Annotated in this window: 8 protein-coding genes; 1 reads left to right on the forward strand and 7 read right to left on the reverse strand. The window is 60.8% G+C overall.

The window, feature by feature from the left end; translation table 11 throughout:
• Positions 1-13 precede the first annotated feature (13 nt).
• Entirely contained in the window at positions 14-514 is a 501-nt protein-coding gene (locus tag D5066_RS19585) for a 2-thiouracil desulfurase family protein (RefSeq protein WP_119916955.1), read from the forward strand.
• Between the two features lie 161 nt (positions 515-675).
• On the opposite strand, the gene trhP is transcribed toward D5066_RS19585, so the two are convergent.
• The 7 genes from trhP to D5066_RS19625 form a co-directional block, all read right to left on the reverse strand.
• A complete protein-coding gene (gene trhP, locus D5066_RS19595) occupies positions 676-2,037 on the reverse strand; it encodes a prephenate-dependent tRNA uridine(34) hydroxylase TrhP (RefSeq protein WP_119916956.1) in 1,362 nt (453 codons plus the stop codon).
• A 165-nt stretch (positions 2,038-2,202) separates the two neighbouring features.
• Positions 2,203-2,925 (reverse strand): envelope stress response regulator BaeR, encoded by a 723-nt coding sequence (gene baeR, locus D5066_RS19600; protein ID WP_080329690.1) that lies wholly within the window; start codon positions 2,923-2,925, stop codon positions 2,203-2,205.
• Positions 2,922-4,325 carry an envelope stress sensor histidine kinase BaeS gene (gene baeS / locus D5066_RS19605; protein ID WP_061097656.1) on the reverse strand — a complete coding sequence of 468 codons (1,404 nt, stop codon included), beginning with the start codon at positions 4,323-4,325 and terminating at the stop codon, positions 2,922-2,924. The genes baeR and baeS overlap by 4 nt, the downstream gene beginning before the upstream one ends.
• Positions 4,322-5,737: an MFS transporter gene (locus tag D5066_RS19610; protein ID WP_119916957.1), complete on the reverse strand. Its 1,416-nt coding sequence runs from the start codon at positions 5,735-5,737 to the stop codon at positions 4,322-4,324. The genes baeS and D5066_RS19610 overlap by 4 nt, the downstream gene beginning before the upstream one ends.
• Positions 5,738-8,815 (reverse strand): multidrug efflux RND transporter permease subunit MdtC, encoded by a 3,078-nt coding sequence (gene mdtC / locus D5066_RS19615; protein ID WP_119916958.1) that lies wholly within the window; start codon positions 8,813-8,815, stop codon positions 5,738-5,740. It lies immediately after the preceding gene.
• Positions 8,816-11,938, reverse strand: coding sequence for an MdtB/MuxB family multidrug efflux RND transporter permease subunit (locus D5066_RS19620; RefSeq protein ID WP_119916959.1), 3,123 nt, complete (start codon positions 11,936-11,938; stop codon positions 8,816-8,818).
• Positions 11,938-13,140, reverse strand: coding sequence for an MdtA/MuxA family multidrug efflux RND transporter periplasmic adaptor subunit (locus D5066_RS19625; RefSeq protein WP_119916960.1), 1,203 nt, complete (start codon positions 13,138-13,140; stop codon positions 11,938-11,940). Before D5066_RS19625 ends, D5066_RS19620 begins: the two co-directional genes overlap by 1 nt.
• Between the last annotated feature and the right edge of the window lie 50 nt (positions 13,141-13,190).

A 13,190-nucleotide genomic window follows, 5' to 3' on the forward strand; every position in this document is an offset into this window, starting at 1 on the left:
TCACAGGAAAGTGATGATGAATAAAATTTTGGTAAGCGCTTGCCTGATGGGCTTCAGGGTCCGTTATAACGGAAGTGAAAAAGCGCGAATGAATGGGCAACTCGCTCGCTGGCACCAGGAACAACGTCTGGTTATCCACTGCCCTGAACTTGCGGCCGGGCTGCCTATACCTCGTCCTCCGGCAGAGATTATGTCCGCTGATGGCAAAGACGTGATGCACGGACAAGCCAGAATTATTGAAAATACAGGGCAGGATGTGACTGAACATTATCAGCTTGCAGCCTGGCTCGCGCTACGCGCTGCTCAGGCGTCGGGTTGTAGCGCTGCATTGTTAACCGATGGCAGCCCAACGTGCGGCAGTCAGTTTATTTATGACGGATCGTTTCGCGGTATACAGAAAGCGGGGAGAGGGGTTGCTGCATCATTGCTCGCTGAGAATGGGATCGCCGTGTTCTCAGAGAAGCAAATCGACGAACTCATTGCCTGGGTTGAGGAGAGAGAAGGCAAAAAATAAGCCCGCGTAAGGGAGATTACGCAGGCTAAGGAGGTGGTTCCTGGTACAGCTAGCATTTATGGGTTATGTTTTTCAGCGGGGGGATAATACCCGTATTGAACGAAGCGGTATGTGATCCGATTCTAAGAATTATCCCAGCGCGAAAAAATTTCCCTGCTTAACTATTTGCCGTGTGGGTTTCGGGTGCTTTCACCGTTGAAGTTACGCATCAGCAGCGCGAACTTCAGCTCCACCTCTTCCGGAACCGGCAGCCAGACGGTATGACCGTCACCCGGCGCCACGTCAATCGCTTCGCCTTTGCCGTTTTCCAGATGCTCCAGCGTAAAGTTCATGTTGCCCTGCGGGGTCATCAGCTCCAGGCTATCGCCTTTGGTGAACTTATTTTTCACCGCGACGGCCGCCAGCGCGCCTTTGCGCTCGCCGGTGAAATCGCCGACAAACTGCTGGCGCTCGGAAACCGAGTAGCCGTGCTCGTAGTTCTGGTAGTCGTCGTGGGTATGACGGCGCAGGAAGCCTTCGGTATAACCACGGTGTGCCAGCCCTTCCAGGGTTTCCAGCAGGCTGGTATCGAACGGTTTACCGGCTGCCGCATCGTCGATGGCCTTGCGGTACACCTGTGCGGTACGCGCGCAGTAGTAATAGGATTTGGTGCGGCCTTCGATCTTCAGGGAGTGTACGCCCATCTGGGTCAGACGCTCAACGTGGGCGATGGCGCGCAGGTCTTTCGAGTTCATGATGTAGGTGCCGTGCTCGTCTTCAAAGGCGGTCATGTACTCGCCCGGACGTTTGGCTTCTTCAAGCATAAACACGCTATCGGTTGGCGCGCCGATGCCCAGCGTAGGCTCAACGTTGGTCACCGGAATAGGCTCATGCTTGTGGACGATGTTGCCGATATCGTCCTCTTTGCCTTCCTGGACGTTATATTCCCAGCGGCAGGCGTTGGTGCAGGTGCCCTGGTTCGGGTCGCGCTTGTTGATATAGCCGGAGAGCAGGCAGCGACCGGAGTAGGCCATGCACAGCGCGCCGTGAACGAAGATTTCGATTTCCATATCCGGCACCTGAGTGCGGATCTCTTCGATCTCTTCCAGAGACAGTTCGCGAGACAAAATGACGCGGGTCAGCCCCATCTGCTTCCAGAATTTAACCGTCGCCCAGTTGACGGCGTTAGCCTGTACGGAGAGGTGAATATCCATCTCCGGGAAGTTCTCCCGAACCAGCATGATTAAACCCGGGTCCGACATGATCAGCGCGTCCGGCTCCATATCCACCACCGGTTTCAGGTCGCGGATGAACGTTTTCAGCTTGGCGTTGTGCGGCGCGATGTTGACCACCACGTAGAATTTTTTGCCCAGGGCATGCGCTTCGTTGATGCCGAGCTGCAGGTTCTCGTGGTTGAATTCGTTGTTACGCACGCGCAGCGAGTAGCGCGGCTGGCCCGCATACACGGCGTCGGCACCATAGGCGAAAGCGTAACGCATATTTTGCAGCGTTCCCGCCGGGGAAAGGAGTTCCGGTTTAAACATGTTTGTTCTCGTTCTGATGACAGGTCAGATCCGCATACACCAGGTGCAGCGGTAAGGGGAGATCCCCTACTTTAAGGGCGGGCATTGTAGCGCTGCGGGGGAGGGAGGTAAAGCTTTGCCCCTCACCCTAACCCTCTCCCCAAAGGGGAGAGGGGGGAAATTTTGTCACGCAATCCTGCACGCATCCGCTTCCCACCGATACCCCACGCCATACACCGCGCGAATAAACGACTGCTCGGTGTCCAGCGCCTCCAGCTTGCGGCGCAGGTTTTTGATGTGGCTGTCGATGGTGCGGTCGGTCACCACGCGGTAATCGTCATACAGGTGGTTCAGCAGCTGCTCGCGGGAGAAGACTTTTCCCGGCTCGTGGGAGAGGGTTTTCAGCAGGCGGAACTCCGCTGGCGTCAGGTCCAGCAGCTTGCTGCGCCAGCTCGCCTGGAAGCGACTTTCGTCGACAATTAGCGGGCTTTCGGCGTCCAACACCTGAAGCTCGCGCTGCGGCCTGCAGCGGCGCAGAATGGTTTTCACGCGGGCGACCACTTCACGCGGGCTGTAGGGCTTGCAGATGTAATCGTCTGCGCCAATTTCGAGCCCCAGCAGGCGGTCAATCTCTTCAATTTTGGCGGTGACCATGACGATCGGCACGTCGGAGAAGCGACGAATCTCCCGGCACAGGGTCAGGCCGTCGGTGCCGGGGAGCATCAGATCCAGCAGGATCAGGTCCGGCGGCGTCTGGCGCACGTATGGCAGCACCTGGTCGCCGTGGCTGATCAGCGAAGGGGCGTAGCTGGCCGCGCGTAAATAGTCGATCAGCAACTGCCCAAGTTTGGGTTCGTCTTCGACAATCAAAATGCGCGGCGTGTTTTCGTCAATCGGTAACTCGGTCATGCTTCCCTCGATAAATCCCGTTCCAGAGGTAACTCTACTGTAATGCTAACCCCGCCAAAAGGCGAATGGGCGGCGCGAATGGTGCCATTATGCGCCTCGACGATGTTAACGCAAATCGCCAGCCCCAGGCCGGAACCGCCGCTGGCGCGGTTGCGGGAGCCTTCGGTGCGGTAAAAGCGTTCAAACAGTTTTTCCAGCTGCGCGTCCTGCACGCCGGGTGCGGAATCGGCGAAGGTGAGGGCGAAGCGTCCGTTTTCCTGTCTGCCGGAGATATGCAGCCCGCCGCCGCTGTCGGTGTAGCGCAGGCTGTTCTCCAGCAGGTTGTTGAACAGCTGCATCAGCCGGTCTTTGTCGCCGAATACCACCGCGCTGTCCGGCAGGGAGAGATCGATTTTCAGGTTGCGACTGGCAAAGCGCTCGCGGAAGGCGCCGCTCGCCACCTCCAGTACGTTAATGACATCAACGGGCGCCTTCTGGTAGGCCAGCGCGCCTTCGTCGGACATAGAGAGCTGGTGGAGATCGTCCACCAGCTTGGTGAGCGTGCCCACCTCCGCCTGCAGAGAGGCCACCGATTCCGGCGTAAACTGGCGCACGCCGTCCTGAATCGCCTCCAGTTCGCCGCGCAGCACCGCCAGTGGGGTGCGCAGCTCGTGAGAAATGTCGGCCATAAAGTCGCGGCGCATCTGCTGGTTTTTCTCCAGCGTGCTGGCAAGCTGGTTAAAGTCCTGCGCCAGCTTGCCCAGTTCGTCCTGGCTGCGGGTATCGACGCGGGTGGTGAAATCCCCGGCGGCGAGCTTGTGCGTGCCCTCCACCAGCCGTTTCACCGGGGCGAGCAGACCGCGCGCCAGCGGGAAGGTGGCGAGCGCGGCGAGCAGCGTGGAGAGGGCGACAATCAGCCAGCTGGTCCGGCGCTGCTGGCGGTCAAAGTTAATGTCGGTGTTGCGCGTCAGACGCTCCACCGGCGAGGCGATCACCCAGCCGACGGTCGCGTTATTCACCTTAATCGCCCGGCGGGTGCCGTCCGGTGGTATCGGCGCGCGCGGGCCAACCAGCGTGCGCATGTCCTGGTCGATCACCCAGAACTGGGTGCGCCAGCCGTGCGGCGGCATGCCCGGCCCCGGACGATCGTCACCGGTATCGTGCTCCAGCGAGCGCAGGATCTGGAAAATAAAGCGGTCATTATTACGCAGAAAACGCCAGTTGCCGTGCTGGGCGTACTGTTCACTCAGCGCATCGCTTAAGCCCTGCAGGCGCTGCTCGTTGCCATGCTTGATGTAGTCAATAAAGCCGCGCTCAAAGCTGACCCGCACCGCCCAGTGCATGGTGATCAGCAGGACGATACAGGTGGCAAATATCGCCACGAAGAGCTTGCCGGTAATGCCCGGACGCCAGAATTTCATGAGCCACTCCTTTTGCCGCGCCCGATCACGACGTTCTTGCTGGTATCATCCGGCACCCGGGCGAAGATGACGGCGGGCAGGGCGATAATCACCGCCATGCTGAGATAAGTGTATAAAAAGACCTGATGCGCCACGGGCGTGTCGACGCTGAGATGGTGCTGGCCGTACATGCCGAGCAGTAAACCGGCAATGGTCACGCCGACGCTCATGGAGAGCTGCATGATTATCGACAGCAGGCTGTTGCCGCTGCTCGCCAGCTCGTCCGGGAGATCCTTCAGCGTCAGGGTATTCATCGACGAGAAGCGCATGGAGTTGACGATCCCCTGGCAGAACAGCACCAGCGGCAGGACGTAGTACCAGCCCATCAGCGCCACGGCCATAAACAGCAGGCTCACCAGCGCCAGCCCCAGCGTGGCTGTCACCAGCACGTGACGGTAGCCAAAGCGGTTCACCACCTGCACCACGATGCGCTTCATTCCCATGCTGCCGAGCACCATCGGGATCATCATCAGGCCCGCATGAAACGGCGAAAATCCCATCCCAATTTGCAGAAACACGGGCGTCATAAACGGCAGCATGCCGCTGCCGATACGTCCGGCGAAGCTGCCGAACAGGCCAAGACGGTAGGTGGGGTTTTTAAACAAGTTCAGGCTGAACAGCGCCTTGTCATTACCGCGAGCGTGCCGCAAATACCATCCAATGGCGGTAAGGCCGAGGGCAACCAGAACGCCCAGCGTCAGGAACGAAATGCCCAGCCCCTTTTGCCCGTCGAGCGCCAGGGTCAGCGTCGCCATGCCCGCCGCCAGCAGAATAAAACCAAAGAAATCAAAGCGCCGCGTCTGCATTTTGTAATTCGGCATCAGCGTCAGGGTGGCAATAGCGCCGATGATGCCAACAGGAAGATTGATTAAGAAGATCCAGTGCCAGGAGGCGTACTCCACCAGAATGCCGCCCAGCGCCGGGCCCAGCAGCGGCCCCACCTGACCGGGCAGGGTGACGAAGGTCATCGCCGCCATGTATTGCTCGCGCGGCACAATCTTCATCACCGTTAGCCGCCCGACGGGCACCATCATCGCCCCGCCGACGCCCTGCAGCACGCGCGCCATCACCAGCTGGTCGAGGGTGTTGGCCTGGGCGCAAAACAGTGAGCCGGTGGTAAACAGCACGATGGCGGTAAAGAAGATATTCCGCACGCCCACTTTATCCGCCATCCAGCCGCTGGCAGGCAACATCACAGCAACCGTCAGCACGTAGGCAACAATCACCATATGCATATGCAGCGGGCTCTCCCCCAGACTTTTCGCCATCGAAGGGAGGGCGGTGTTGACGATGGTCGTATCCAGCGACTGCATAAAGAAGCCGAAGGCGACTATCCACAATTGCCAGCGAACGTTGCTGGGAAGTTCAGTCATTTACCCGGTCACCGTGGTTCTGTTTTTACGCGAAAAGCGCAGCCGCAGGCGGTCAAAGAACAGATAGACCACCGGCGTGGTGTACAGCGTCAGCAGCTGGCTCATCACCAGACCGCCGACAATGGTGATCCCCAGCGGCTGGCGCAGCTCTGAGCCGTCGCCGCCGGAAATCACCAGCGGCAGCGCGCCAAAGAGCGCCGCCAGGGTGGTCATCATGATCGGACGAAAACGCAGCAGGCAGGCCTGGAAGATCGCCTCCTCCGGCGTCAGGTTGCCGTTGCGCTGGGCGTCCAGCGCGAAGTCCACCATCATGATGGCGTTTTTCTTCACGATGCCAATTAATAGCATGATCCCGATGAGCGCGATCAGGCTGAACGGCGCGCCGAACAGCTCCAGCGCCAGCAGCGCCCCCACGCCCGCCGACGGCAGCGTCGAGAGGATGGTCAGCGGGTGAACGTAACTTTCATACAGCACGCCCAGCACAATATAGACCGTGGCAATCGCCGCCAGAATCAAAATCACCTGCGAGTTCATCGTCTCCTGGAACACCTGCGCGGTCCCGGCAAAGCTGCCGCGCACGGTGGAGGGCACGCCAAGCTGCGTCATCGCGCGGTTGATCGCGTCGCTGGCCTCGGAAAGCGACGAACCGGCGGGCAGGTTAAAGGAGATGGTCGACGCTGCTGAAAGCCCCTGATGGTTCACCGACAGCGGCGCGTTGGCTGGCCGCCAGCTGGCGAAGTAGGAGAGCGGTATCGCCTTGCCGTCGCTGTTAATCACAAACATTTTATCCAGCGCGCTGATGTCCTGGGTGTAGCGCGGATCCACCTCCATCACCACCTTGTACTGGTTCATCGGCTGATAGATGGTGGAGATCTCGCGCTGGCCGAAGGCGTTGTTCAGCAGGCTGTTAGCGGCTTCGACGTTAATGCCCAGCCGCGACATGGTTTCGCGGTCGTAGGTGAGCGCCATCTCGGCGCCGTTGTCCTGCTGATCGGAGTTCACGTCCGCCAGCTGGGGCAGGGCGGCCAGCGCCTTGCGGATCTTCGGCTCCCACTCGCGCAGGGCGGCTAAATCGTCCGAGAGCAACGTGTACTGGTAGCTGGCGTTCGCCTGTCGTCCGCCGACGCGGATATCCTGAACGGCCATCAAAAACAGGTTTGCCCCCGGCTCTTTGGCGAGCTTCACCCGCAGGCGGTCAATCACCTGCTGGGCGGTTTCGTTGCGCTCGCCGCGCGGTTTCAGGGTAATAAACATCATCCCGCTGTTAACGCGCGACCCGCCGGTAAAGCCGGTCACGTTATCCACGGCGTTGTCTTCACGAATGATCTTCATAAAGTCCTGCAGCTTGCCGCGCATTGCCTGGAATGAAATGCTCTGGTCCGCCTGAATACCGCCCATCAGCACGCCGGTATCCTGCTCCGGGAAGAAGGTTTTCGGGATGGTGATATACATCCAGACGTTGAGCCCAATGGTGGCGATCAGCACCAGCCCGACCAGCCGCGTATGGTTCAGCACCCACTTCAGCGATTTGCCGTAGCCTTCCTGCATCGCCATCAGAAAGCGACCAAAGCCTTTGCGGCGCGGCTGCGAGTGCGGCCTGCTGCGCTTGAGCATCCAGCCGCACATCATCGGCGTAAGCGTCAGAGAAATCACCAGCGAAATCCCGATGGCAACCGACAGCGTGACGGCAAATTCGCGCAGCAACCGGCCCGGCAGCCCGCCCATCAGCAGCAGCGGCAGAAATACCGCCACCAGCGACAGGCTCATGGAGAGCACCGTAAAGCCCACCTCGCGTGTGCCCTGCAGCGCGGCCGGAAGCGGCTTCACGCCCGCTTCCAGATGGCGGGAAATGTTTTCCAGCACCACGATGGCATCATCCACCACGAAGCCCGTGGCGATCGTCAGGGCCATCAGCGACAGGTTGTTGAGGCTAAACCCGCACAGGTACATGGCGGCAAAGGTACCGATCAGCGAGACCGGCACGGCCACCGCCGGGATAAGCGTCGCGCGGCCGGATCGCAGGAACAGGAACACCACCAGAATCACCAGCGCGACGGAGATAATCAGCGTCTGCTCCACCTCCTCAAGCGAGGCGCGAATGGTCGGGGAGCGATCCTGGGCAATCTGCAGATCGATTGCTGCCGGGATGGTCTCCTGCAGCTCCGGGAGGCGGGCGCGAATGCTGTTCACCGTCTCGATAATGTTCGCCTCCGGCAGCTTGCGGATCATCAGCAGAATGGCCGGTTTAGCGTTGGTCATCCCGGCGTTGCGCATGTCCTGCACCGAGTCGGTGACGCTGGCGACGTCGCTCAGGCGCACCGCCGCGCCGTTGTTGTAGTGAATAATCAGCGGCTGGTATTCCGCGGCGGTTTTTAGCTCGTCATTGGTGTGGATCTGCCAGCGATGGCTGCCGTCCTCAATCGCCCCCTGCGGTTTACGCACGTTGGCGTTGCTGATGGCGGAGCGCACGTCGTCCAGCGACACGCCCTGGTTAAACAGCGCCTGCGGGTTCAGCCCCACGCGCACGGCGGGCAGGGAACTGCCGCCGACGCTCACGTCGCCCACGCCGTTGATTTGTGAGATCGTCTGCGCCAGCTGGGTCGACGCAAAGTCGTAGAGCTGCCCCTGAGAATAGGTGTCCGAGGTCAGCGTCAGGATCATGATCGGCGCATCGGACGGATTGGCCTTGCGGTAAGTCGGACGGCTCGGCATCCCGCTCGGCAGCAGGCTTTGCGCGGCGTTGATCGCCGCCTGCACGTCACGCGCCGCACCGTTAATATCCCGGTCGAAGCTAAATTCCAGAATGATGCGCGTACTGCCCAGCGAGCTGCTGGAGGTCATCTCGTTGACCCCCGCAATCCGCCCAAGGGAACGCTCCAGCGGCGTGGCGACCGACGACGCCATGGTTTCCGGCGACGCACCCGGCAGCGAGGCGCTGACCATGATCACCGGGAAATCCACCTGCGGCAGCGGGGCGACGGGCAGCAGCCGGAAGCCCAGAACGCCGCAAAGGGTGATGGCGACGGAGAGTAAAATCGTCGCCACCGGACGGTAAATGAAGAGGGCGAAAAACTTCACTTACGCCTCCTCTTCACGTTTCGGGAAACGGCTTTTGGTCCACAGCGCCAGGCGGTCAAACAGCAGATAGATCACCGGCGTGGTAAACAGGGTCAGCACCTGGCTCACCAGCAGCCCCCCGACCATACCGATACCCAGCGGGCGGCGCAGCTCCGCGCCGACGCCGGTGCTGAGCATCAGCGGCAGCGCCCCCAGCAGGGCGGCCAGCGTGGTCATCAGGATCGGGCGAAAACGCAGCAGGCAGGCCTGGAAGATGGCATCGCGCGGCGACATGCCCTGCTCGCGCTCGGCGGCCAGCGCAAAGTCGATCATCATGATGGCGTTTTTCTTCACGATCCCGATAAGCAGGATAATGCCGATGATGGCTATGACGTCCAGCTCGCTGCCCGCCAGCATCAATGCCAGCAGCGCCCCCACGCCTGCCGTCGGCAGGGTAGAGAGGATGGTGATCGGGTGGATAAAGCTTTCGTACAGCACGCCAAGCACGATGTACATCGCCACGACCGCCGCGACGATCAGCCAGACGGTGTTGCCCAGCGCGGCCTGAAACGCCAGCGTGCTGCCCTGGAACTGGGTCTGAATATCGGACGGGAAGCTTACCGCTTTTTCAGCGCTCTGAATGGCCTCCACCGCTTCGCCCAGCGAGTAACCGTCCGGCACGTTAAATGAAATGGTGGTGGACGGGAACTGATCCAGATGGTTAATCGACAGCGGGGTATAGCGCTCCTCCACCGTGGCGATAGCGCTCAGCGGCACAATACCGCCGTCTTTACTGGTCAGGCGCACCGAATCCAGCGCGGCAAGGCCGGGCGTGTTTTCCGTGTTGTGCTCCAGCACCACGCGATACTGGTTTGCCTGGGTGTAGATGGTGGAGATAAGGCGCTGACCGAAGGCGTTGTACAGGGCATTATCCACGTCTGCCATGGTAATGCCCAGACGGCTGGCGGTATCGCGGTTGACGTTCACGTAGGCCGCCAGCCCTTTGTCCTGCCAGTCGCTGCTGACGTCGGCGAGCTGCGGCAGGGTGTTAAGTTTTTCAACCAGCTGCGGCACCCAGGTGCTGAGGGCATCAAGCGACGTAGCCTGGAGCGTGAACTGATACTGCGTGCGGCTGACCTGGGTGTCAATGGTCAGATCCTGAATCGGCTGCAGGTAAAGCTCAACGCCCGGCACGCGGGCCACGGCGCTTTGCAGGCGCTCGATGACGGCGTTCACGCGGTCGTCGCGCTCATCCAGCGGCTTGAGGTTGATCTGCAGACGCGCGCTGTTGAGCGACGGGTTGGTGCCATCCACCCCCACGTAGGACGTCAGGCTCTCCACCGCCGGGTCTTTCATGATGATGTCAGACACCTGCTGCCGGCGCTGCGCCATATTCGCGAAGGAGACCGACTGCGGAGCCTGAAGCGTGCCCTGAATAATGCCGTTATCCTGAATGGGGAAGAAACCTTTCGGAATAAAAATCCACAGCATCACGCTGAGCGCCAGGGTTCCCAGCGCCACGCCGAGCGTGGCCCACGGATGGTTCAGCACTTTCGCCAGCACGCGACCGTAGGCGGCAATAATCCGCTCGAACATTCGCTCGGAGGCGCGGGAGAAGCGGTTTTGCTTGCGCAGGGACTCGTGGCTCAGCATGCGGGCGCACATCATCGGGGTCAGGGTCAGCGACACCACGGCGGAGATCAAAATGGCGACCGCCAGCGTCACGGCAAACTCGCGGAACAGCCGCCCGACAATATCGCCCATAAACAGCAGCGGGATCAGCACCGCAATCAGCGAGAAGGTGAGTGAGATAATGGTAAAGCCGATTTCCCCCGCGCCCTTCAGCGCGGCGGCCAGCGGTTTTTCGCCTTTCTCGATATAGCGCGAAATGTTCTCAATAACGACGATGGCGTCATCCACCACGAACCCGGTGGCGATGGTCAGCGCCATCAGCGTCAGGTTATTAATCGAAAAATCGAGGAACACCATCACCGCGAAGGTGCCGACCAGCGAGAGCGGTACGGCGACGGCGGGGATAATGGTTGCCGGGACGTTGCGCAGGAACAGGTAGATGATCATCACCACCAGCGCAATCGCCAGCATCAGCTCAAACTGGGTGTCGGTGACCGACGCTCGAATGTTGGTGGTGCGGTCAGAAAGCACCTTCACGCTGACCGATTTTGGCAGGCTTTCAATCAGCTGCGGGAGCATGGTGCGGATGCTGTCGGCGGTTTCGATGATGTTGGCGCCCGGTTGACGCTGCACGTTCATCACGATCGCCTGCTGCTTGTTGGCCCACGCGCCGAGCCAGCTGTTTTCCGCGCCTTGTTCCACGGTGGCGATGTCGCCCAGGCGGATCGGCGCGCCGTTCTGGTAGGCCACAATCAGCTGACGGTATTCGTCGGCGGACTGCATCTGGTCGTTCGCCGAGAGGGTGACCGCGCGGGTCGGGCCGTCCAGCGAGCCTTTTGCCGAGTTGACGTTAGCATTGCTGATGGCGCTGCGGATGGTTTCGCTGGTCAGGCCCAGCGCGGCGATGGCCTGCGCGTTCAGCTTCACGCGTACCGCCGGACGCTGGCCGCCCGCCAGGGTGACGAGGCCGACGCCGGAGACCTGAGAAATTTTCTGCGCCACGCGGGTTTCGACCATGTCTTCCACCTGCGTCATCGGCATGGCGGAGGAGGTGACGGCGAGGGTCATGATCGGCGGATCCGCCGGGTTCACCTTGCTGTAGACCGGTGGGTTAGGCAGGTCCGACGGCAGCAGGTTGGTGGCGGCGTTGATGGCGGCCTGCACCTCCTGCTCGGCGACGTCCAGCGACAGCGTCAGCTGGAACTGCAGCGTCACGACGGATGCCCCCCCGGAACTCTGGGAGGACATCTGTTTTAACCCGGACATCTGGCCGAACTGGCGCTCCAGCGGAGCGGTAATGGCGGACGTCACCACGTCCGGACTGGCGCCAGGGTAGAGCGTCACCACCTGAATGGTGGGGTAATCCACCTCCGGCAGCGCCGACACGGGCAGGAAGCGATAGCCGATAATCCCGGCGAGCAGGATCGCCACCATCAGCAGCGTGGTGGCGACAGGACGGAGGATAAACAGGCGTGACGGCCCACCTGTAGAGCCTGGCGGCATGACCTGCATCAGGATTTCTCTCCCTGTTTCGCAGGTTCAACCACTTCCACTTTGGCCCCTTCGGTCAGACGGTCAATGCCGTCGGTGACTACGCGGTCGCCCGCGGAAAGGCCGGCGGCGATGACCACCGTCTGGCTGTCCTGAATCCCGGTTTTCACCAGGTGCTTGCTGACCTTATTGTCGCTGTTAAGTACCCAGACGAAGCTACCTTCGTTACCCATCTGCAGCGCAGCCGTTGGGATCACCACAGCGTTATCTTCGGTCGCAACCAGCATTCGCGCATTGACGAACTGGTTCGGGAAAAGGGCATCGTCCTGGTTATCAAAGCGCGCCTTCAGCTTGATGGTGCCGGTGGTGGTGTCGATCTGGTTGTCCAGGCTGAGCAGAGTACCCTCGCTCAGCTTCTGCTTGTTGGTGCGGTCCCAGGCTTCCACCACCAGGCCTTTACCGGCTTTCTGCGCCTGCATGACGGTTGCGATATCGCTTTCCGGCAGGGTGAAGACTAAATTAATCGGGTGGGTTTGGGTGATCACCACGATGCCCGTGGTGTCGCCGCTGGAGATCTGGTTGCCGATATCGACCTGCTTCAGGCCGACGCGCCCGTCAATCGGCGCGGTGATGCGGCTCCAGTCCAGCTGCAGCTGTGCGCTTGCTACGGCAGCTTCGTCGGCTTTGATGGTGCCCTGCGTTTCGCTGACCAGCGACTGCTGGGTGTCCAGCTCCTGACGTGACACGAGGTTGGTTTTCACCAGCTGCTGGTAGCGCGCTAAATCGCGACGGGCGTTGGCGAGGGTGGCTTTGTCTTTCGCGAGCTGCCCCTGCGCCTGGGCGAGGGCGACCTTAAACTGGCTCGGGTCGATTTCGGCCAGCAGATCGCCGGCTTTGACCTGCTGCCCTTCCTGGAAGTGGATCGCGATGAGCTGGCCGTCAACGCGGCTGCGCACCGTCGCGGTGTTCGCGGCGGTAATCGTGCCGAGACCGGTCAGATAACGCGGAACGGCTTTACTCATCGCCGTGGCAGCCTGTACCGGTGCCAGCGCGCCGCCACGCATGCCGTGACGGCCACCGCCTGCCGGGCGCTGCGATGCGTTATTGGCACCAGCGGGGGCTGCGGAATTTGCGGATTGGCTGTGCCAGTACCAGGCGGCGGCAACGGCCACCACAATGATGCCAGCGGCGATTGCCCAGCGGGATTTGTTACTGCCTTTCATCGTTATACGTTCTCATCCTGAAACACTTCGGGGAATGATACTAGTTTAGT

Origin of the sequence: Enterobacter chuandaensis, from assembly GCF_003594915.1 — a bacterium.
In the GTDB taxonomy this organism is placed as follows: domain Bacteria; phylum Pseudomonadota; class Gammaproteobacteria; order Enterobacterales; family Enterobacteriaceae; genus Enterobacter; species Enterobacter chuandaensis.